This is a genomic window from Ramlibacter sp., from assembly GCF_036383835.1.
Lineage (GTDB): Bacteria > Pseudomonadota > Gammaproteobacteria > Burkholderiales > Burkholderiaceae_C > Ramlibacter.
This window is the reverse complement of record NZ_DASVNN010000152.1, coordinates 1-21,394: the sequence shown is the minus strand read 5'-3', so window position 1 is coordinate 21,394 and position 21,394 is coordinate 1. Positions and strand designations below refer to the sequence as shown.

General features: G+C 69.3%; 20 protein-coding genes. 8 read left to right on the top strand and 12 right to left on the bottom strand.

Features of this window, described 5'->3' with window-relative positions; translation table 11 throughout:
• The first annotated feature begins 118 nt into the window (after positions 1 to 118).
• Both VF522_RS23810 and VF522_RS23805 read left to right on the top strand, forming a co-directional pair.
• Positions 119 to 973: a sugar ABC transporter permease gene (locus VF522_RS23810; RefSeq protein ID WP_330910825.1), complete on the top strand. Its 855-nt coding sequence runs from the start codon at positions 119 to 121 to the stop codon at positions 971 to 973.
• Positions 970 to 1,842: a carbohydrate ABC transporter permease gene (locus tag VF522_RS23805; protein WP_330910824.1), complete on the top strand. Its 873-nt coding sequence runs from the start codon at positions 970 to 972 to the stop codon at positions 1,840 to 1,842. Before VF522_RS23810 ends, VF522_RS23805 begins: the two co-directional genes overlap by 4 nt.
• A gap of 80 nt (positions 1,843 to 1,922) precedes the next feature.
• On the opposite strand, the gene VF522_RS23800 is transcribed toward VF522_RS23805, so the two are convergent.
• The 6 genes from VF522_RS23800 to VF522_RS23775 are packed head-to-tail and all read right to left on the bottom strand — an operon-like array spanning position 1,923 to position 7,939.
• A complete protein-coding gene (locus VF522_RS23800; RefSeq protein ID WP_330910823.1) occupies positions 1,923 to 2,666 on the bottom strand; it encodes a FadR/GntR family transcriptional regulator in 744 nt (247 codons plus the stop codon).
• A gap of 10 nt (positions 2,667 to 2,676) precedes the next feature.
• Entirely contained in the window at positions 2,677 to 3,777 is a 1,101-nt protein-coding gene (locus tag VF522_RS23795; RefSeq protein ID WP_330910822.1) for a sn-glycerol-3-phosphate ABC transporter ATP-binding protein UgpC, read from the bottom strand.
• 19 nt (positions 3,778 to 3,796) lie between these two features.
• The gene (locus VF522_RS23790; RefSeq protein ID WP_414709579.1) at positions 3,797 to 4,639 is read right to left on the bottom strand and encodes a carbohydrate ABC transporter permease; all 843 of its coding nucleotides are present in this window, start codon (positions 4,637 to 4,639) and stop codon (positions 3,797 to 3,799) included.
• A gap of 2 nt (positions 4,640 to 4,641) precedes the next feature.
• Complete coding sequence (locus tag VF522_RS23785) at positions 4,642 to 5,532, bottom strand: sugar ABC transporter permease (protein ID WP_330910820.1); 891 nt, start codon at positions 5,530 to 5,532, stop codon at positions 4,642 to 4,644.
• Between the two features lie 18 nt (positions 5,533 to 5,550).
• On the bottom strand, positions 5,551 to 6,939 hold the full coding sequence (locus VF522_RS23780; protein ID WP_330910819.1) for an ABC transporter substrate-binding protein: 1,389 nt from the start codon (positions 6,937 to 6,939) through the stop codon (positions 5,551 to 5,553).
• Between the two features lie 40 nt (positions 6,940 to 6,979).
• A complete protein-coding gene (locus VF522_RS23775; RefSeq protein WP_330910818.1) occupies positions 6,980 to 7,939 on the bottom strand; it encodes a 2-hydroxyacid dehydrogenase in 960 nt (319 codons plus the stop codon).
• Between the two features lie 68 nt (positions 7,940 to 8,007).
• Here VF522_RS23775 and VF522_RS23770 point away from each other — a divergent pair, with 68 nt between their 5' ends.
• From VF522_RS23770 to VF522_RS23755, 4 genes are all read left to right on the top strand, one after another.
• Positions 8,008 to 9,741: an IlvD/Edd family dehydratase gene (locus VF522_RS23770; protein WP_330910817.1), complete on the top strand. Its 1,734-nt coding sequence runs from the start codon at positions 8,008 to 8,010 to the stop codon at positions 9,739 to 9,741.
• Positions 9,742 to 9,856: 115 nt separating this feature from the next.
• Entirely contained in the window at positions 9,857 to 10,738 is an 882-nt protein-coding gene (locus VF522_RS23765; RefSeq protein WP_330910816.1) for a 2-dehydro-3-deoxygalactonokinase, read from the top strand.
• Positions 10,735 to 11,379, top strand: coding sequence for a 2-dehydro-3-deoxy-6-phosphogalactonate aldolase (locus tag VF522_RS23760; RefSeq protein ID WP_330910815.1), 645 nt, complete (start codon positions 10,735 to 10,737; stop codon positions 11,377 to 11,379). Before VF522_RS23765 ends, VF522_RS23760 begins: the two co-directional genes overlap by 4 nt.
• Positions 11,376 to 12,173 (top strand): SDR family oxidoreductase, encoded by a 798-nt coding sequence (locus tag VF522_RS23755; protein ID WP_330910814.1) that lies wholly within the window; start codon positions 11,376 to 11,378, stop codon positions 12,171 to 12,173. The genes VF522_RS23760 and VF522_RS23755 overlap by 4 nt, the downstream gene beginning before the upstream one ends.
• A gap of 7 nt (positions 12,174 to 12,180) precedes the next feature.
• On the opposite strand, the gene VF522_RS23750 is transcribed toward VF522_RS23755, so the two are convergent.
• From VF522_RS23750 to VF522_RS23735, 4 genes are all read right to left on the bottom strand, one after another.
• Entirely contained in the window at positions 12,181 to 12,384 is a 204-nt protein-coding gene (locus tag VF522_RS23750) for a CopG family transcriptional regulator (protein ID WP_330910813.1), read from the bottom strand.
• Positions 12,385 to 12,455: 71 nt separating this feature from the next.
• Positions 12,456 to 12,635, bottom strand: a complete 180-nt coding sequence (locus VF522_RS23745) for a ribbon-helix-helix protein, CopG family (protein WP_330910812.1) — start codon at positions 12,633 to 12,635, stop codon at positions 12,456 to 12,458.
• 210 nt (positions 12,636 to 12,845) lie between these two features.
• Positions 12,846 to 14,087 carry an MFS transporter gene (locus VF522_RS23740; protein WP_330910811.1) on the bottom strand — a complete coding sequence of 414 codons (1,242 nt, stop codon included), beginning with the start codon at positions 14,085 to 14,087 and terminating at the stop codon, positions 12,846 to 12,848.
• Positions 14,080 to 14,535, bottom strand: a complete 456-nt coding sequence (locus tag VF522_RS23735; protein ID WP_330910810.1) for a MarR family winged helix-turn-helix transcriptional regulator — start codon at positions 14,533 to 14,535, stop codon at positions 14,080 to 14,082. Before VF522_RS23735 ends, VF522_RS23740 begins: the two co-directional genes overlap by 8 nt.
• Before the next feature lie 56 nt (positions 14,536 to 14,591).
• Between VF522_RS23735 and VF522_RS23730 the strand changes: the two genes are divergently transcribed.
• Positions 14,592 to 15,128 (top strand): PaaI family thioesterase, encoded by a 537-nt coding sequence (locus VF522_RS23730; protein WP_330910809.1) that lies wholly within the window; start codon positions 14,592 to 14,594, stop codon positions 15,126 to 15,128.
• A 6-nt stretch (positions 15,129 to 15,134) separates the two neighbouring features.
• Here VF522_RS23730 and VF522_RS23725 read toward each other — a convergent pair whose 3' ends face one another.
• Positions 15,135 to 18,917 carry a translocation/assembly module TamB domain-containing protein gene (locus VF522_RS23725; RefSeq protein WP_330910808.1) on the bottom strand — a complete coding sequence of 1,261 codons (3,783 nt, stop codon included), beginning with the start codon at positions 18,915 to 18,917 and terminating at the stop codon, positions 15,135 to 15,137.
• Positions 18,914 to 20,692 (bottom strand): autotransporter assembly complex protein TamA, encoded by a 1,779-nt coding sequence (locus VF522_RS23720; RefSeq protein WP_330910807.1) that lies wholly within the window; start codon positions 20,690 to 20,692, stop codon positions 18,914 to 18,916. Before VF522_RS23720 ends, VF522_RS23725 begins: the two co-directional genes overlap by 4 nt.
• Positions 20,693 to 20,775: 83 nt before the next feature.
• On the opposite strand from VF522_RS23720, the gene gloA reads away from it, so the two are divergent.
• Positions 20,776 to 21,165, top strand: a complete 390-nt coding sequence (gene gloA, locus VF522_RS23715) for a lactoylglutathione lyase (protein WP_330910806.1) — start codon at positions 20,776 to 20,778, stop codon at positions 21,163 to 21,165.
• Positions 21,166 to 21,394 lie beyond the last annotated feature (229 nt).

Sequence of the window (21,394 nt, the reverse complement as noted above, 5' to 3'; positions counted from 1 at the left end):
AAGGTCTGAGCCCATGAAGGCCGGCGCCCTCCAGCCGACGGTGGATGCGCAGGCGCGCGGCAGGCACGGCCTGCTGCGCAGCCTGCAGAACAACCGCAACCTCCTCGGGCTGCTGTTCATGCTGCCCGCGGCGATCCTGCTGCTGCTGTTCCTCACCTACCCGCTCGGCCTGGGCGTCTGGCTCGGATTCACCGACGAGAAGGTCGGCCGCACCGGCGAATGGGTCGGGCTGTCGAACTACGTCTACCTGTGGGGGGACAGCGTCACGCAGCTGGCGCTGTTCAACACCCTCTTCTACACGGCGGTCGCGAGCGTCATCAAGTTCGCGCTCGGCCTGTGGCTGGCGATCCTGCTGAACGAGCACATCCCGTTCAAGACCTTCTTCCGCACGGTGATCCTGCTGCCCTACATCGTGCCGACGGCGCTCTCGGCGATCGCCTTCTGGTGGATCTACGACTCGCAGTTCTCGATCGTCAGCTGGACGCTGACCAAGATGGGACTGATCGACGGCTACATCGATTTCCTGGGCGAGCCCTGGAACGCGCGGCTGTCGACGATCGCGGCCAACATCTGGCGCGGCGTGCCCTTCGTGGCGATCACGCTGCTGGCGGGCCTGCAGACGATCTCGCCCTCGCTCTACGAAGCGGCGGCCATCGACGGCGCCACCGGCTGGCAGCGCTTCCGCTACGTCACGCTGCCGCTGCTGACGCCGATCATCGCGGTGGTGATGACCTTCTCGGTGCTCTTCACCTTCACCGACTTCCAGCTGATCTACGTGCTCACGCGCGGCGGCCCGCTCAACGCGACGCACCTGATGGCGACGCTGTCCTTCCAGCGGGCGATCCCCGGTGGCGCACTGGGCGAAGGCGCGGCGATCGCGATCGCGATGGTGCCCTTCCTGCTGGCTTCGATCCTCTTCAGCTACTTCGGCCTGCAGCGCCGGGCGTGGCAGCAAGGCGGCAGCGACGCATGAAAGACACCTCCAACGACAGCCAGGGCATGCACTACCTGAGCTCGCTGCCCCGGCGGGTGGTGGTGACCTACATCCCGCTGGGGGTGTTCGTGTTCGTGCTGCTGTTCCCGTTCTACTGGATGGCCGTCACCACCTTCAAGCCGAACGAGGAACTGCTGTCGCGCGAAGGCAATCCCTTCTGGGTGGTGAAGCCCACCCTGGCGCACATCGACAAGCTGCTGTTCAAGACCGCCTATCCCGAGTGGCTGTGGAACACGGTGGTCGTGTCGGTGGTGTCGACCTTCATGTCGCTGCTGGCCTCGGTGCTCGCGGCCTACGCGATCGAGCGGCTGCGCTTCCGCGGATCCAAGCACGTCGGGCTGTCGATCTTCCTGGCCTACCTGGTGCCGCCGTCGATCCTGTTCATCCCGCTGGCCACCATCGTGTTCAAGCTGGGACTGTTCGACACGCGCTGGGCGCTGATCCTCACCTATCCCACCTTCCTGATCCCCTTCTGCACCTGGCTGCTCATGGGCTACTTCCGCTCGATCCCCTACGAGCTGGAGGAATGCGCCTTGATCGACGGCGCGACGCGGCTGCAGATCCTGTGGAAGATCATCCTGCCGCTGGCCGTGCCCGGGCTGATCTCGGCGGGCATCTTCGCCTTCACGCTGTCGTGGAACGAGTTCATCTACGCGCTGACCTTCGTGTCGTCGTCGGAGGTGAAGACGGTGCCGGTCGGCGTGATCACCGAGCTGGTGGAAGGCGACGTGTACCACTGGGGCGCGCTGATGGCGGGGGCGCTGCTGGGGTCGCTGCCGGTGGCGATCATCTACTCGTTCTTCGTCGAGTATTACGTGTCGGGGTTGACGGGGGCGGTGAAGGAGTAGCGCAGGTCGCTGGGGTTGCACCCCAGCCTACGGGGCGCCGGGACTTCGTAGGCTGGGGTGCAACCCCAGCACTTCGCCGCTCAAGCCGACCGCAACATCCTCGCCGGCCCCTGCACCCGCGGCAGCTTCCGCCGCGAAGCCAGCACCGCCTCGATGTCGTCCCGCGCGCCATCGATCAGCGTCAGCGCCGCCCGCTCCGCCTTCTCCGGTTCGTGCGCCCGCACCGCATCCAGCACCGCGCGGTGCAGCGGCAGCGAGTTCCTCGGGCCGTCCTTGCGCGTCGTCGAGATCTCGAAGCTGGTGCGCAGCAGCGCAGCGAGCGCCTTGCTCATCTGGATGATCATGCGGTTGCGCGAAGCGCGCAGCAGGCCCTGGTGGAAGTGCAGGTCGTTGGTGACGTAGTCCCCGCCCTTCTCCACCGCGTGCTTCATGCCTTCGTAGGCGCGCTCGATCTCCGCGATGTCCGCCGGCGTGGCGCGCTCCGCGGCCATCCGCACGGCGGCCGGCTCCACCACGCGCCGCAGGTCCTGCAGGTCGCGCAGGAAGTCGTGCGTGATCCCCGCATCGCCCTGCCAGGCGATCACGTCCGGGTCGAACCAGTTCCAGTGCTCCGGCGGCAGGACGCGCGTGCCGACCTTGGGTCCGCTGGTCACCAGCCCCTTGGCGATCAGCGACTTCACGGCCTCGCGCACCACGGTGCGGCTCACGCCCAGCTCCTCGCACAGCATCGGCTCGGGCGGGATCGCCGTGCCCGGCGCATAGCGGCCGGCGACGATCGCCTTGCCGAGGTGATCGACGGTGTGGCCGTGGACGCCCTTGATCATCGCCGTGCGATCACTGCAGCGTCGCCGGCGCCGGCGCCGCCGCATCGAGGCGGCGGCCGCCCTCGGTGTCGAAGGCGTGCGTCTTGGGCGCATCCACCGCGAGGAACACCGTTTCGTCCGGCTGCACGGAGGTGCGGCCGTGCATCACCAGCACGATCTCGGCGTCGCCCACCTTCAGCAGCAGCTCGGTTTCGGCGCCCGTGGGTTCCACCACGACGACCTGCGCGCGGATGCCGGTCGGCGTCGCGGAAAGGCGCAGGTCGCTCGGACGCACGCCGTACTGCACCTGCTGGCCGTCGTGGCCAAGAGGCTGCGGCGCAGTCGGCCATTCCTGGCCTTCGGCCTCCACATAGGTGCGGCCCTCGCGCGCACGCAAGGTGCCCGGCAGGACGTTCATCGCGGGCGAGCCGATGAATTGCGCGACGAACAGGTTGCCGGGCCGGTCGAACAGCTCCAGCGGCGTGCCGATCTGCTCCACGATGCCGTCGTGCATCACCACGATGCGGTCGGCCATGGTCATGGCCTCGATCTGGTCGTGCGTGACGTACACGGTGGTCGTCTTCAGGCGCTGGTGCAGCGCCTTGATCTCGGCGCGCATCGCCACGCGCAGCTTGGCGTCGAGGTTGGACAGCGGCTCGTCGAACAGGAACACCTTGGGATCGCGCACGATCGCGCGCCCCATGGCGACGCGCTGGCGCTGGCCGCCCGAGAGTTCGCGCGGATAGCGGTCCAGCAGCTGCGTGAGGTTCAGGATGCGCGCGGCGTCGTCGACGCGCCTGGACGTCACGTCCGTGTCGGCCTTGCGCAGGCGCAGGCTGAAGCCCATGTTGTCGCGCACCGTCATGTGCGGGTACAGCGCATAGCTCTGGAACACCATCGCGATGTCGCGGTCCTTGGAGTCGACCTCGTTCACCACGCGGGTGTCGATGTCGATCTCGCCGTCGCTGATCGGCTCGAGGCCGGCCAGCATGCGCAGCAGGGTGGACTTGCCGCAGCCCGAGGGGCCCACCAGCACCACGAACTCGCCGTCGGCGATGTCGAAGCTGATGCCGTGGATCACCTTGAAGCGGCCGAAGTTCTTCTGGACGTTGCGGAAGGTAACGGATGCCATGGGGGAAATGCTCCGGGGTTCAGCTCTTGACCGCGCCCGCCGTCAGGCCGGACACCATGTAGCGCTTGAAGGCGTAGTAGATCGCCGCCGGCGGCAGCGCGTAGATCAGGCCGGTGGCCATCAGCAGTTCCCACGGCGAATCGTCGGCCGAGAGGAAGCTGCCGAGCGCGACGCCCAGCGTGGTGCTGCGGTCGTCGGACAGCAGCAGGAAGGCATAGAGGTACTCGTTCCACGCGAGCAGCAGCGCATACGTGCCCACCGCCACGAGGGAAGGCACCATCAGCGGCAGGTAGACCAGGCGGAACAGCTGCAAAGGCGTGGCGCCGTCCATGCGCGCCGCTTCGTCCAGCTCGTACGGCAGCTTGTCCGACGCCTGCTTGAGCACCCAGATGCAGTAGGGCGAGGCGATGGTCACCATGGCCAGGATCAGCGCCCACTGGTTGTTCAGCAGGCCGTACACGCCCATCGCCTTGTACATCGGCACGGCGAGGAAGGCCGCGGGGATGAAGTAGGTGAAGAGCGCGAGGTTCATCACCGTGCGGCCGCCCGGCACCTTCAGGCGCGAGATCGCGAAGGCGGCGCAGGTCGCGATGAACAAGGTCAGCGCGCCGACCGACACCGCGATCAGCACCGAGTTCCACATCTGCAGCCAGAAGTGGTTCAGGTAGTGGTGCTGTTCCTGGAACACGATGCGGAAGTTCTGCAGCGTCGGTTCCTTGGGCCACAGCCGCCCGGAGGTCGCCGTGTCCTTGCCCGAGATCGCGAACAGGACCAGGTGGTAGATCGGGATCATGGTCCACAGGAACACCGGGATCCCGATCAGCAGCAGCCGCGCTTCGGCGGCGACGGCGCGCCACTTCATCTTCATTTGCTCAACCTCTTCATCATGAAGTACACGAGGGGCAGCACCAGGGGCAAGGCCACCACGATCGCCGCCATGGCGAGGTCGACCTGGTCCAGCCGCAGGTAGCGGATGCCCAGCGTGGCGAGCACGTGCGTCAGGTCGGCGGGTCCGCCGCCCGTGAGCAGGTACACGCTGTTGAAGTCGCCCAGCGTCCAGATCATCGACAGGATGAGGGACGTCAGGTAGAGCGTGCGCATCGACGGCCAGGTGATGAAGCGGAACTTCTGCCAGCCGCTGGCGCCGTCGACCGCCGCGGCCTCGTACTGCTCCGCGGGGATGGCCATCCGGCCGGCCACGAGGATCAGCGTCCAGAACGGCAGCGACTTCCACACGTGCATCACCATGGAGAACGACAGGGCCAGCGAGGGCTCGTTGAGCCAGTTGGGCCCGTCCAGGCCGGTGAGGCGGAAGATCAGCGAATTGATCACCCCCCACTCCGGGTTCAGCATGAAGCGCACGGAGAGGATGGTGGGAATGGAAGGCACGGCCCACGGCAGGATGAAGAGCACCGACAGTGCCTTGATCCACCAGCGGCCCTGCACGAAGAAGCCGGAGAGCAGCAGCGCGATCGCCATCTTGATGTTGATCGCGACCACCAGGAACACCACGGTGTTGAGCGCCGTCCGGAAGAAGATCGGGTCGGCGAACAGGTGCTCGTAGCTGGAAGGATGCCGGGCGAGCCACAGGCCGTAGCCCACGGGGTAGACCACGAACACCACGAAGACCGCGAGGTACGGCAGCACCAGCACCCGGCCCCAGAAGTCCCAGGTGCTGCCCTGGCGGCGGGAAGCCGCTGCCGGCACCCGGGCCGGCAGCGCTTCCGCGTCGGTCGTCACGATGGTCGTGTTCATCGCCCGGCCTCCACCGTCTTACTGCGGACCCGCGCCCGCGACCGCCTTGATGCGGGCGATCATCTCGTCCACCGCCTTGTCCACCGGCACCTTCTCATTGAGCACGCGGTTGGCGGCCTTGGCCCACACGTTCTCGTTGTTCAGGACCGTGAAGCGGTAGTTCTTGGTGAACTCGAAGGGCGTGGTGCCGTTCATGAACTGGTTGTAGACCACCAGGCGGTGCGGGTCGTTCTTCCAGAACGGGCTCTGCTGGCCGGCCTTGGTCACCGGGAACCAGCGGCCCAGCGAGCCTTCGACGTAGGGCGTCAGGTTCTCCTCCTGCAGCAGGAAGGCCACGAACTCCTTGGCGCGCTGCTTGTTCTTCGCGGCCTTGAAGACCACGCCCGTCTTGACCGCGGCGCGGTACACCATCTTGCTGCCGTCCGGCTTGTTCGGGAAGGCCGCCGTGGCGATCAGCTCGGTGTAGTTCTTCTTCGCCTGCGCGCGCTGGGCGTCGGTGAGCGTCGTGTTGTTCATGTCGTCCAGCCACTTCGCCGCGATGGAGATCGTCGCGTTGTGGGTGAGGACGGTCGTCTTGTTGTGGAAGGCGACGTTGTTGTCCGGGTCCTTCCAGCTGGTGGACGACGGCGGCGAGCAGCCCTTGCTGTACACCGAGGTGTAGTCGCTCAGCGCGTGGACCAGGCCCTGCTTCACGGCCGGATCGTCGACCAGCAGCTTGCCCGAATCGTTGACCAGCTTGACGTTGTAGGCGTCCATGAAGGTCAGGAAGGAAAAGAAGGAGTCGCTGGAATCGACGCCGAGCGGCTGGCCGATGCCGAAGCCGCGCTGGCCGCTCTTCTGGCGGTAGGCCGGCTGCACCTTGTCGCACCAGAAGCTCCAGTAGCCCTTCCAGTCCTTCGGGATGTCGGTGTCCTTGAAGCCCGCCTCGGCCAGCATGTCCTTCCAGTACTGGATGTGCATGGTCTGCTGCTTGATCGGGAAGGCGTAGTAGGCGCGCTTCTTGGCGGCGTCGTCGTACAGGAAGGTCGTCGACAGCGCGTTCGGCTCGAACTTCGCGCGCAGCGGGTCGATGACGCTGCTGATGTCCTCCAGCTTGTCGTCGTAGGCCCACTTGGCCGTGACCTGGAAGTCGTAGACGTCGGCGTAGGCCACGTCGGGCGGGTTGCCGGAGTCGAGCGCCGCCACCGTCTTCGGGATCATGTCCTGGATCGGATACTGCGACAGCTCGATCTTGACGTTCTTGTGCCTGGCCTCGTACTTCTTGATGGCCTCGAACAGCGCGTCGTCCTCCGCCTTGTAGAAGCCCTTGACCCACCAGACGGTGAGCTTCTCCTGCGCGAAGGCCGGACTGCCGGCCACGAGCCCGGCGGCCACCATCGCGGCGGCCAGTACGGTCCTGAGTTTCATCCTCTGTCTCCTGTGGAGTGGTGGTTGGAAAGGGGGCGGCTCACCGGCACTCGGGTACCGGGCTCAAGAGGGGCTGGCCGGCGAAGTGCGCCTGCAGGTTGGCCAGGGCGAGGTCGGCCATCGCCTGGCGCGTCTCGCGGGTGGCGCTCGCCATGTGCGGCGTGAGCACCACGTTGTCCAGTTCGCGGAGTGCCTGCGGCACGTGCGGTTCGTTCTCGAACACGTCGAGGCCGGCGCCTGCGATCACGCGGTCGCGCAGCGCTTCGATGAGCGCCTGCTCGTCGACCACGGTGCCGCGCGCCACGTTGACGAGGAAGCCCTCGGGGCCGAGCGCCTGCAGCACCTCGCGGTCGATCATCTTGCGGGTGGCCTCGCCACCGGGCGTGATCACGACGAGGAAGTCGACGTTGGCGGCGAGTTCCTTGGCCGACGGGTACCAGGCATGCGCCACGCCGGGCTGCCGGTTGCGGCCGGTGTAGGCGATCTTCATGTCGAAGGCGGCCGCGCGTTGCGCGATCGCCTTGCCGATGCGGCCGAGCCCGACGATGCCCACGCGCTTGCCCGACATCTTGCGGGTGAGCGGCATGTTGCCCTTGTCGGCCCAGAGGTTGTCCTTGACGTAGCGGTCCGACTGCGGGATCTTGCGGGCCACGGAGAGCATGAGGCCCAGAGCGAGGTCGGCCACTTCGTCGTTCAGCACTTCGGGCGTGTGCGTGACGGGCACGCCGCGCGCCTTCGCCGCGGCGACGTCGACCTTGTCGTAACCGACGCCGAAGATGGAGATGAGTTCCAGCGCGGGCAGCTGGTCGATGAGCGACTTCGGCACCTGCGACTCGCCGCCGCCGGTGATGCCGCGGATGGTGGGCGCGACTTTCGCGAAGGCCTGGGGGTCCGTGAGGTGCAGGCGTTCGTGCACGGTGAACGCGGCCTTCAGCGGCTCCAGGTAGAAGGGCGGCAGGGGCAGCACCGTGAGGACGGCGGGCTTGTTCGATGCGCTCATGGTTTGTCCGAAGATCGGGCCGCAATCGTATGAACATAATACGAATACCCAACTGAGGATTAACCCGGATGACTACTCCCAAGAAGAAGCCGTCGGAGCTTCGCTCGCAGCAATGGTTCGGCCGCCAGGACCGCGACGGCTTCGCCTACCGCAGCTGGGTCAAGGGCAAGGGCGTTCCGCACGACCAGTTCGACGGCCGCCCCGTCATCGGCATCTGCAACACCTTCAGCGAGCTCACGCCCTGCAACTCGCACTTCCGCACGCTCGCCGAGCAGGTGAAGATCGGCGTGTACGAAGCGGGCGGCTTCCCCCTCGAATTCCCGGTGATGTCGCTGGGCGAGACGCTGCTGCGTCCCACCGCCATGCTGTACCGCAACCTCGCGAGCATGGACGTCGAGGAATCGATCCGCGGCAACCCGATCGACGGCGTCGTGCTGCTCATGGGCTGCGACAAGACCACGCCTTCGCTGATGATGGGCGCGTCCAGCGTCGACCTGCCCACCATCGGCGTGTCGGGCGGCCCGATGCTCAATGGCAAGTGGCGCGGCCAGGAGCTCGGCTCCGGCACCGGCGTGTGGAGCATGAGCGAGCAGGTGCGCGCCGGCACGCTGAAGCTGCAGGACTTCTTCGAAGCGGAAAGCTGCATGCACCGCAGCCACGGCCACTGCATGACCATGGGCACCGCGTCCACGATGGCAAGCATGGTGGAAGCGCTGGGCGTCGGCCTGCCGGGCAACGCGGCCTACCCCGCCGTCGACGGCCGCCGCAACGTGCTGGCGCGCAATGCCGGCCGCCGCATCGTGGAGATGGTGCACAGCGACCAGAAGCTCTCGTCGATCCTCACGCGCCAGGCCTTCGAGAACGCGATCAAGACGCTGGCCGCCATCGGCGGCTCCACGAACGCCGTGATCCACCTGATCGCGATCGCCCGCCGCATCGGCGTGGAGCTCGCCATCGAGGACTTCGACAAGCTGGGCAGCGAGATGCCCTGCCTGGTGAACCTGCAGCCATCGGGCAAGCACCTCATGGAAGACTTCTGCTACGCCGGCGGGCTGCCGGTGGTGATGAAGGAGATCCAGGCCTCCCTGCACCTCGACGCCGTCACCGCCAGCGGCAAGACCGTGCGCGAGAACATCGCCGACGCGCAGAACTACAACAAGGAAGTGATCCAGCCGCTGGAGGCGCCCTTCAAGGAAAAGGCCGGCATCGCGGTGCTGCGCGGCAACCTGGCGCCGCGCGGCGCGGTGATCAAGCCGAGCGCGGCCACGCCCAAGCTGATGGTGCATCGCGGGCGCGCCGTGGTGTTCGAGGACATCGAGGACTTCCACAAGCGCATCGACGACGAGAACCTCGACGTCGACGAGAACTGCGTGCTGGTGCTGAAGAACTGCGGGCCCAAGGGCTACCCCGGCATGGCCGAAGTGGGCAACATGCCGCTGCCGCCCAAGGTGCTGCGCAAGGGCATCACCGACATGGTGCGCATCAGCGACGCGCGCATGAGCGGCACCGCCTACGGCACCGTGGTGCTGCACACCGCGCCGGAAGCGGCCGCGGGCGGTCCGCTGGCGCTCGTGCAGAACGGCGACATCATCGAACTGGATGTCCCCAAGCGCCGCCTGCACCTGGAAGTGAGCGACGAGGAACTGGCGCGCCGCATGGCGGCGTGGAAAGCCCCGAAGCCGCCGCTGTCGTCGGGCTACTGGAAACTGTACGTGGACCACGTGCTGCAGGCCGACGAGGGCGTGGACCTGGACTTCCTGGTGGGCAAGCGCGGGGCTTTCGTGCCGCGGGACAACCACTGAAGTCCGTCACCCCCGCGCAGGCGGGGGCCCAGGGCATCCCGAGGCTGCGCGCGCAGCGCGCAGTTTCCAGCGCCCTGGATTCCCGCCTTCGCGGGAATGACGGATCATTGGACGCATGACATCTCTCGTCGCCGTCGACTGGGGCACCTCCTCGCTGCGCGCCGCCCGCATCGCGGACGATGGCGCGGTTCTCGAGGAACGCTCCTCCACCCGCGGCATCCTCACCGTCCCCGCCGGCGGCTTTCCGCAGGTGCTGCAGGAAACCTGCGGCGACTGGCTCGCCGACGCGCTGTGCCTCGTGAGCGGCATGGCGGGATCGCGCCAGGGCTGGCGCGAAGCGCCCTATTGCGCCTGCCCCGCGGGCTTCGCCGAAGTCGCGCAGTCGCTCACCTGGATCGCACCGGGCCGCATCGCGCTGGTCCCCGGCCTCTCCTGCGAACACGCCGGCGTGCCCGACGTGATGCGCGGCGAGGAGGTGCAGGTGTTCGGCGCGATGGACCTGCTGCGGCAGCGTGACGGCACCTTCGTGCTGCCCGGCACGCACAGCAAGTGGGTGCGCGTGCGCGAAGGCCGCGTGCAGTCCTTCGCCACCTTCATGTCCGGCGAGTGCTATGCGCTGCTGCGGCAGCACTCGATCCTGGCGCGCACCCTGCCCGCCGAAGAACCGCCGCTCGACGAAGCCGCCTTCACCCGCGGCGTGCACCATGCGCAGGACAGCGGCAGCCTGCTGCGCAGCGCCTTCAGCGCGCGCACGCTGGCACTGTTCGACCGCATGCAGCCGCCCGCGCTGGCCAGTTATCTCTCCGGCCTGGTGATCGGCGAGGAACTGCGCGCCCGCGGCAGCGAGGCGCGCTCCGTCGTGCTGATCGGCAGCGCCGCCCTCACCGCCCGCTACGCGCTGGCGCTGCGCACCCTCGGCGTCGCCGCCACCAGCCTCGGCTCGGAGGCCACCTGGCGCGGACTGTGGGCGCTGGCCCGCACCCTGGAGAAAACATGAACACCGAACTCGAGACGGCCTGGCGCCGCGCGTGCAAGAGTCTCCCGCTGGTGGCGATCCTGCGCGGCATCGCGCCGCAGGAAGCCGACACCGTCGGCGACGTGCTGGTGAAAGCCGGCTGGTCGCTGATCGAAGTCCCGCTCAACTCGCCGGATCCGCTGCGCAGCATCGAGAACCTCGCACGCCGCCATCCGGACGCGATCGTCGGCGCCGGCACGGTCCGCACCGCCGACGAAGTGCGCCGCGTGCACGACGCCGGCGGCCGCCTCGTCGTGTCGCCGCATTTCGATGCACGCGTGGTCGAGGCCGGCGCGCGCCTGGGCATGCTCACGCTGCCTGGCGTGGTGACGCCCAGCGAAGCCTTCGCCGCCATCGATGCAGGCGCGAGCGGCCTCAAGCTGTTCCCCGCCGAGATGATCCCGCCTGCCGCCGTGAAAGCCCTGCGCGCGGTGCTCGCGCCCGAGGTGCTGCTGTTCCCGGTAGGCGGCGTCGCGCCGGCCACGATGGCCGGCTACCGCAGCGCAGGTGCGAACGGCTTCGGCATCGGGTCCGCGCTCTACAAGCCGGGCATGGATTCGCACGACGTCGCAACGGCCGCGAGGGACTTCGCCGACGCCTGGGCGGGTACCATGCGCGCATGAACAGCGCGACGACTCCTTCCGCTTCCTCCACCGTCAACTTCGGCCTCACCGGACGCGTCTGCATCGTCACCGGCGCGGCGCAGGGCATCGGCGAAGCCTGCGCGCGCCGGCTTGCGCGCGACGGCGCGAAAGTGGTGGTCTCGGATGTCGAGGATGCGCGCGGCCAGGCGGTTGCACAGGCGATCGGCGGCCAGTACGTGCACTGCGACGTCGGCGACAAGGCGCAGGTCGATGCGCTGGTCGCGCAGGCGATGCGCAGCCACGGCCGCATCGACGTGCTGGTGAACAACGCCGGCATCTTCAAGGCCGCGGACTTCCTGGACATCACGGAGGCGGATTACGACGCCGTGCTGCGCGTGAACCTGAAGGGCCCGTTCCTGGTCGGGCAGGCCGTGGCGCGCGAGATGGCGAAGGCGGGCGGCGGCGCGATCATCAACATGAGTTCGGTGAACGCCGTGATGGCGATCCCCACCATCGCCACCTACAACATGAGCAAGGGCGGCATCAACCAGCTCACGCGCGTGATGGCGCTGTCGCTCGCCGACAAGGGCATCCGCGTGAATGCGGTGGCGCCCGGCACGATCGCGACCGAGCTCGCCGCGAAGGCGGTGCTGACCAGCGAGGAAGCGAAGAAGAAGATCCTGAGCCGCACGCCGCTGAAGCGCCTGGGCGAACCGGCCGAAGTGGCGGACGTGGTGGCGTACCTGGCGAGCGACGCCGCGAGCTACGTCACGGGGGAGATCGTGGTGGTGGACGGCGGGCGGATGGCCCTGAACTACACCGTGCCGGTGTAGGGAGCGATCAGCGCGACCTGCGCGCCGGAGCCGGCTTGCGGGCCGCCGGGCGCCGCGCGGCGGCAGGCGGCTCCTGCTGCTCCATGTAGTCGCGGATCAGGCGCCGCACCACCTGGGAAGGCGTCATGTCCTGCGTGCGGCACAGCTCCTCGAAGGCCAGCTTCTTGGTCGGGTCGATGAGGACGGTGAGCCGTGCGGTCTTGAGCTCCATGCGAACGGGTTCCGATGTTAATCGGATTGTAATTGCTTTCCGTCCGCGGCGGGGCCATCGCCCGCGGGAGATCAGTCGAACCCCGTGCGGCCATCGGCGTTCGGCGGGATACCGTGTTTGACCAGGTACTCGCGTATCAGCTGGCGCACGACTTGCGATGCGGTGATGTCCTGGGAAGCACACAGGGCTTCGAAGGCCTTCTTCTTTTCGGCGTCGATCAGGACCGTGAGGCGGGCGGGTTTGTCTTCCATGCGATCGTTCTGCTGTACTGACATGATAATACTGTGCGTCTATCATGTGAGTCCGATGGTAGTACTTTCGCGGAGCTTCAGCTCAGGCAAACCGGCACTCCTGAGGCCGGTTGGCAACGACGGCTGATGTAGGAAAGGTTTAACGCTGAGCCAGATGGCTCTGCCGCGCGGCCTTTCAAGCTGCGCGGCGACGAGCGGAAGAGGCGGGAATCAGTACGCCGCGGTGGCGGCCGGCTGCTGTCGCGCAGGCAGCGGCTCTTCGGGGATGGGCAGGTGGATCAGCGCGGCGCCGACGGCCAGCACGATGTCGATGTACCAGACCCAGTCGTAGTTGCCGGTGGCCTCGAACACCTTGCCGCCGAGCCAGGAGCCGAAGAAGGCCCCGACCTGGTGGGTGAGCATGACGACGCCGAACAGGGTCGCCATGTTCGCCGGGCCGAAGAACTTGGTCACCAGCCCGGCGGTGGGCGGCACCGTGGACAGGAAGGTCAGGCCCATCACCGCGGAGAAGACCAGCACGACCGGCCCGGTCTTGGGCGCCAGCAGGAACACCAGCACGGCGAGTGCGCGCGCCGCGTAGATCAGAGACAACAGCGTCTTCATGCGCCAGCGACCGACCGCCCAGCCGATCGCCAGACTGCCCACGATATTGAACAGGCCCAGCATGGCGAGCGCCCACCCGCCCCATTGCGTGGGCAGGCCGCAGGAGGCGACCACGCCCGGCAGGTGCACCGCGAGGAAGGCCACGTGGAAGCCGCAGACGAAGAAGCCGATCGCGAGCAGCACGTAGCCAGGATGGCGCAGTGCCTCTTTCACCGCGGCACCCGCGCCGACCGGCCTGGCCGCGGCACCGCTCGCACCCGCGCCGTGCACCGGGGTGCCGCGCAGCACCCAGGCAGCCGGCAGGCAAAGCAGCACCATCAGCCCGAGCGCCTGCATGGCGGCGGCCCAGCCGATGCCGACGATCAGCGCCGCGGCGATCGGCGCGGTGATGAACTGGCCGAAGGAGCCGCCAGCGTTGACGATGCCGGTGGCGATGCCGCGCTTTTCCGGCGCGATCATGCGCACGCTCGCGGACATCAGCACCGCCGGGCCGGCCATGCCGGAGCCGCCGGAAGCGAGCACGCCGATCGCGATCACCAGGCCGATCGTGGTCGTCATGTAAGGCGTGATCACCGTGCCGATCGCGAGCAGCACGAGGCCGATCACCAGGACCCGGCCGGCGCCGTACTTGTCGGCCATCGCGCCGGCGAAGGGCTGCGTGAGCCCCCACCACAACTGCCCGAAGGCGAAGGCAAGGCTGATGCTGCCGAGGCCGAGGCCGGTGGACGTGTTCAGCGAAGGCAGGAACAGCCCCATGCTCTGGCGCGCGCCCATGGTGAGCGCGAAGGTGCCGGCGGCGCCCAGCATCACCAGCCAGAACGCCGCGCGGCGCAGGGTCCCCTCAGTCATCGACGTCTCCTTCGGGCAGGTCGGCGAGCAGGTCCTGGCACTCGTCGAGCAGCGCATGCAACGCTACCACGCGCCGAGCGCCGAGTCTCCGATTCAGTGACTCCTGCGCCACACGCCAGCGGCGCTGGGCTTCCTGGCGCTTGTCGCGGCCGGCCGGCGTGGCGCTCACGAGACGGCTGCGCGCATCGGGGCCCGCCTCCATCGCGAGCAGGCCGGCATCGATCAGGGGCCGCAGGTTGCGCGTGAGCGTGGAGGCGTCGACCTTCATGGTCCGTGCGAGATCCACCGGCCGGATCGGCCCGAGCTTCACCACGTACGACAGCAGCGAGTACTGGGTGCCGCGCAAGCCCGTCTTGCCGACCTCCGCGTCGTAGAGCTGCGCCACGCGGCGCATCAGCTGGCGCAGCTTGAGGTTGGTGCAGCCCTGCGGCTTGACAGCGGTGTCCATCGCGGATTATTGTAGCTGCAACCATTGCATATGCAATCGAATCGGAGCCACCCCGCATGACCCCCCAAGAAACCCTGGATGCCTGGATCGCGCGCGAGCGCGAAGTGAACGACAAGCTGGCCGGCGGCGCCGGCGTGGGCGTCTCGCGGCCCGACCAGGTTGCCGGCCGCAGCGGGCTGGACATGCTGCAGGCCATGCTGCGCGGCGAACTGCCCGCCCCGCCCATCACGCGCACCCTGGACTTCCAGCTGGTGGAAGTGGGCGAAGGCCGTGCCGTGTTCCAGGGCACCCCGGGCGCGGGACACCTCAATCCGATGGGCACGGTGCACGGCGGCTGGTACGCCACCCTGCTCGACTCCGCGCTGGGCTGCGCGGTGCACACGCTGATGCCCGCGGGCCGTGGCTACACCACGGCCGAACTGGGCGTGAACCTGGTGAAGTCCATTCCGCTCAAGGTGCAGCGGGTGCGCGCCGAAGGCAAGGTGCTGCACTGCGGCCGCCAGCTCGCAACGGCGGAGGCGCGGCTGGTGGGCCCGGACGGCACGCTGTACGCGCACGCGACGACGACCTGCCTGGTCTTCGAGATGCGCTGACGCCGCCTACTTCTTGCGCACGCCGTCGAAGGCGAAGGTGAAGATCAGGTCCAGTCCCGCCCGCTCGCCCGCTTCGGCCCGCAAGGTCACGCGCCGCGACACGTCGTAGAAGATGAACAGCGTGCCCATCGCGCCCGACAGGCTGCGCTCGTAGGCCGCATAGAAGTTGTCGGCGAAACGCTTGCCCACGCGCACCACGGCGCCGCTGGTGCTGTCCGGACGCACCGTGAGGTCGTCGACCCCGAGGTTGCCGAGCAGGCCCTTGCCCGTGCCGCGCCGTCCTGCGAGGAGTGCCGCCGCCGCCCGTTGCAGCAGCGCGGTCTCCGCGCCGCCTCCGCTGGCCGAGCGGCCCAGCACCACCTGCGACAGCGTCTCCGCATCGGACAGGCCCGCCTCCGAATAGAGCTCCACGTGCGGCAGCTGCGCGCGTCCGCTCACCAGCACGCCCACCTTGGGCGTCGTGTTCGGCCGCACCGCCAGGATGTCCAGCGCCGGGTCGTCGGCCGGCCCGATGAAGCGCAGCTCGCCGCGCTCGATGGTCATGCGCTGGCCGTAGGCTTCGTAGGTGCCGCCCACCGTGCGGATCAGCCCGGTCATCTGCGGCAGCCCCTGCGCGTCGCCGGTGACCTGCACCGACCCGGCCAGCCGCGTCTCCAGACCGCGGCCGCTGACGCGGAAGTCGTTGCCCAGGTCCATGCCGATGCGCAGCGTCACCGCGCGCCCGCCCGCGCTGGCCGCGGGCCGCTGCTTGCGCTCCTCCTCCGTCGCCGGCACGCCCGGCGCGTTGCGCACCACGACGTCCTCGCCCAGGCGCGGCGGCGTCTCGTCGGGGATCTGGATGCGTGCGCGGTCGATGCGCAGCTCGCCCGTGACGGTGGTGCCGCCGCGGTCCATGCGTGCAGTCACGGGGCCGGACACGGTGAGCTGGCGGTCGCTGCGGATGCTGGCCCGCAGCTGCGACAACTGCGCGTTGGCCTGGAACTGCGGCCCCTGCGGCGTCCAGGTGCCTTCGCCGTAGGCCAGCAGCGTGCCGCCCCCGCCGCCCTCGTCGCTGCCACGCAGCAGGAATTCGTCGACCACCAGGCGCTGGCCCGCGAGCTGCGCGCGCAGGCGGCCGTTGCGCAGCTCGATGCCGTCCACCACCGAGCGCAGCGCGAGTTCGTCGGCGCGCAAGGGACCGGAAATCTCCGGTTGCGCGCGGGTGCCGGCGATGGCGATGTCCGCGTCGAGCGAGCCGCGCAGGCGCCATCCCGGCGGGGCGAGCAGCGACCACACGCCGATGCGCGGCAACTGCGCCTGCACCCGGCCGCCGAGAGGCGCCTGCTCCGGCCAGGTCCAGCCACCGTCCGCCGTGCGCGCGAGCCGGGTGCGCACCTGCCCCTGCGCACGTCCGGCACGTTCACTGTCCCATGCCAGCGTGAGCACCAGCTGCTCGCCCTGGCTGACGAGGGTCAGGCGCGCATCGCGCACGCCGGCGCTCACGCGCGCCGCCGCGCCATCGGCGCTTTCCGCGAGCACGTTCACGTCGCCGCGCACCCGCACGAGCGAAGCCTCCACGCGCACGGTATTCCCCAGCTGCGCGTTCCACTGCGCATCGAACACCATGTCGCCCGAGAGTGCCGAACCCGCCAGCTGCGATCCGCCCAGCAGCTCGATCCACGCGAGCGGCAGGCCGGCGAGCCGGCCCGATGTGGAGAGCTGCCCGCCGGCGCGGCGCACCGGCGACCAGCTGAGCACCGCGTCGGACGCGGGGGCGCCGCTGCGCATGGCGGGCGCCCGCAGCAGGGCCTCGCCGCCCGCGAGCTCGAAGTTGCCGCCGGCCGCGCGCCAGTCCACCGCGCGCCGCAGCGTGACCTGCCAGGGACCGGGCGTGATCGCAGGATCCTGCAGGCGCACATCGAGCGCCGCGACCTGCCCGCGCCAGGCGGTGGCAGCGCCCAGCGTCGCGCCGAGACGTCCGCTGCCGCCCACGTCCAGCTTGCGCTGGCCCTGCTCCGCCTGCGCGCGCAGCACGATCGCCACGTCGCGCAAGCGGCCGTTCACGTCCACGCGTGCATCGCGCACGAGCCAGGACGGCGTCGACGCGTCGCGCGTCGATTGCGGTTGCCACGCGAATTGCTGCGCCCCCGCCCGCCCCTGCACGGACGGATCGCGCCAGCCGCCCTGCCACGCGAGCTGCGCCTGCGCCTGCCCGCGCAGCGCCAGCGGCTTGAGCAACTCGCCCATGCCGGGCCAGCGCGCCAGCCAGCGCTGCGCCTGCGCGAGATCGGTCGATGCGACCGTGCCGGCGCCCTGCCCGCGTGTTTCCGCGATGCTGCCCTGCGCCTGCGCCTGCAGGCCGGGCGCGCGCAATTGCAGGCGGCCGCTGCCCGCCTGCGCGGCGAGCTGCCAGTCGAGGTTGCCTTCCAGCGACGCATCCGAGGTGCGCACACGCAGGTGCTTCAGCGCCAGTGCATCGCCGGCCCAGCGGCCCTGCGCCTCCGCGCTGCGCAACTCCAGCGCGCCCGCCGCCGCGAGCAGGTTGTCGCCCGCTTCACGCTTTCGCACGGCGGGCCGCGCCAGCGGTGCGCCGGCCTGCAGGGCGACGTCGAAGTCGACGGCCCGGCCCTGTCCCCGCAGCTTGACGGGACCCGTCAGCGGCAGGGACGCGAGGCTGCGATGCACCTCGGACGGATCGACGCCGTCGACGCGCCCGGCGAAGCGCCAGCCCTCGCCTTCCCAGGCGCCGCTGCCTTCGATGCTGCCGCCGCCGACCTCGGCCTCCAGCGCCTTCACCAGGGCGGTGCCGCTGCGCCACTCGCCTTCGCCGCGCGCGCTCGCCACTGGCAGCCGGCGCGCGTCCCACGGTCCCGCCGCGGCATTGCGCACGTCGGCCTTCAGCTTCCAGGTGCGCTCGCCGGCTGGCACGACGTCCACGTGGCCCGACAACAGCGTGCGCGGTGCAGCCGGCCAGAACATCGCCAGGTCCAGCTGGCGGAAATCCGCGGCGCCGCTGGTGACCGGCATCTCGCCGAAGGGCGCGATGCGCGCGGTGGCATTCGCTTGCGGCAACTCGCCCTTGACCTGCGGCGCGGCCACCTGCAACTGCGCGCGCACGGCGATGCCGGTGGCCGGTCCTTCGGCCTGCAGCCTGAAGGTAAGCGGCACCTTGTCCTCGCTGCCCGGCAGCGGCGCCTGGAAGCGGCCGGAAAGCTGCGCATCGAGCGTCAGCGGCGCCACGCCCAGCAGCTTCACTTCGCCCTGGTAGTCGCCACCCGCGAGCTTCAGCGATTTCAATCCGACGCGGTGGTGCCGGCCGTCGAAGGCGTATTGCGCGGCGAGGCCGCTGGCCTCGACCTCCGTGCGGCCCTGGTACCGCAACTGCGCCACCTTCAGCTCGTCGACCCTCACCAGCCAAGGCAGGCGCAGGTCCTGCGGCGGCTTCAGCGGCTCCTTGCTTTGCGGGCGCTTGTCGATCACGCGCGCGCGGGCGACGAGCACCTGCTCCAGTTGCAGCGTCCGGCTCAGGATCGCCACCGGCTGCCACACCAGTTCGATGTCCTCCGCCTCCAGCCGCAGGCCGTCGCGTTCCCACACGATGCGCTGCAGGTGCCAGCGGCCGCGCACCGATCCGCGCACGCCCTCGCCCTGCACCCAGCCGCCCGCGGCGATGCGTTCGAACAGCCACTTCAGCGAACCTTCCTGGCCGGACCACCACCACAGGCCCGCCGCCAGCAGCGCCAGCAGCAAGGCGAAGGCCACGAGGACGCGCACCGTCCAGCGCGTGACGAAGGCGACGCGCGCGCTCAAAACACGAATCCCGCGCTGAAGTGCAGCCTGAACTTCTTCGCCTTCACGCCATAGGCGATGGCCCCCTCGATCGGCCCCACGGGACTGCGCCAGCGCACGCCGGTGCCGACACCCGCGCGCGGCCGCAGCTCGCCGAGCTTGTCGGCCACCGCGCCCGCGTCGAGGAACAGCGTGTGCTCGAACTGCGTGGCCTGCCCGCGCCACTGGATCGGACGCTGCCACTCGACGCTGCCCACCGCGAGGAAGCGGCCCGGCCCGACCAGGCCGCCGGGGAGCGGCACGCCGATGTCCAGGAACTCGTAGCCGCGCACCGACGTATCGCCGCCGGTGCGGAACAGCTGCGTCGCCGGGATGGTGGCGTGCCCGCGCGCCAGCACCGCACCCGCTTCGCCGCGCAGCTGCAGGCGGCCCGACCCGAGCGGGCGGTAGCCGATGCCGCGCACCACGGTGCGCTGGAACGGCTGGCGCACGGCGCCCAGCGTGAGGCCACCGCCCAGCTCGAAGCCGAAGCCGAAACCGCGGGTGGGCGCCTGGAGGTTGTCGAAGTAGCGGCCCGTCCAGATGAAGTTGGCGCTGATCGACGATCCAGTCCCGGTGTCCAGCGGGGTCACCTCCACGTTGCGCGGGTTCTGCACGGTGGCGCGGTCGTATTGCAGATACCAGTTGCGGTCGATGCGGTCGCCGTTCTGGAAGCGGCCGGCGCGCAGGCGCTGGCTGTGCGTGACGAGCCGGTCGTCGTCGAGTTTCTCGCCGCGCGCCAGCACCGACCAGCGCCAGCCGTCCTCGTCGGGGATCGCGATCCACTCGCTCTGCGCGTACGGGTTCTTCTTCTCCACCTGCAGCTTCGTCACGGCGCGCCAGCCGATCGCGGGCAGCCGGTTGTACGTGTGCTCCACGGTGGCGCGCGGTCCGCCGTCGGTGGTGAAGCCGAGGCCCAGCACCAGCTTGTGCAGGGGCGCCTCGCGCACCGTCACCTGCACGTCGGCGGCTTCGGGATTCGATTGCGGGTCGACGTAGATGAAGGCCGAATCGAAGTAGCCGCTGCCGGCGAGCCGCAGCTGCGCCTGCACGATCTTCTCCTGGTCGTACACCGCGCCGCGCGGCAGGCGCGCGAGCCGCGGCACCAGCACGGGGTCGTAGCGCTCCATGCCGTTCACGCGCAGCTCGCCGAGGCGGAACAGGCCGCCGGAATCGAGCCGCAGTCCGAGCCGCGCGGACGAAGCCGCCGCATCGACGTCGGCCAGGCTGTAGCTGATGCGCGCGGCGGGATAGCGTCGCGCCTGCAGGCGCCGGATGGCTTCGGACTTGGCGCGGTCCCAGCCGGCCTGCGTGAAGGGCTCGCCGGGCCGCAGCTCCCAGCCCGAGCGCACGGCCTCGCGCTGCGCGACCGCTTCGGGATCGGTGCTGTCGGCAATGTCGCCCTCGAACCCGATCCCCGCTTCGGCCACGCGCGTGCGCGGGCCCGGATCGACTTCGACCAGCAGCGTCGTGCGCTCGCCGGACTGCCGGGCGATGCGCACCTGCGGCGCGAAATAACCCTGGGTGCCCAGCAGTTCGCGCGCATCCTTCTCGGCCAGGACGATGAGCCGCGCGACTTCGGCATCGTCGAGGTCGCTCACTTCGCGATAGCGGCGCAGCTCGAGGTTGCGCTCGAGCAGCTCGCGCAGCGGCTCCGGGGCGCGGACGACGAGATCGAAGGCCGGGGAGGAAGCCTGCGCGGCCGCCAGGGGCGCCAGCAGGGACAGCAGCGCCGCGGCGACGAACTTGTAGACCATGGAGCCGGAACTATGAAGGCGGACGTGTTTTCCCGGCGTAGGCGGAGTTCGACTCATGCGGATGCGGCCGCCATAATGCGCCCATGCGACTCCTCCACACCATGCTGCGCGTCGGCGACCTGCAGCGCTCGATCGACTTCTACACCCAGGTGCTCGGCATGAAACTGCTGCGCACGACCGAGCGGCCGGAGCAGAAGTATTCGCTGGCCTTCGTGGGCTACGGAACCAATCCGGAGCATGCGGAGATCGAGCTCACCTACAACCACGGCGTGTCGGAGTACGAGCTCGGCACGGCGTACGGACACATCGCGCTGGGTGTGGCCGATGCGTATGCCGCCTGCGATCGCATCCGCGCCGCGGGTGGGAACGTCACGCGCGAACCGGGACCGGTGAAGGGGGGCGCGACGGTGATCGCTTTCGTGACGGATCCGGATGGGTACAAGATCGAGTTGATTCAACGGGACGGGGAGTAGTCCTTTGTCATCCCCGCGCAGGCGGGGACCCAGAGCTTTTTGTCTTTGAAGCGGCTGCGCCGCTTCCCGCTTTTGGGCAGCGGGGCGCGTCGCGTCAGGCGGTGCGCGGTGAGAGCTCTGCTTGATCGACCAGGAGGGATCCCTGTAGGGTGGGCAAGCTTTGCTTGCCCACCATGACGGCGCACGGGAAACGGTGGGCAAGCGAGCTTGCCCACCCTACGGCCCTGGT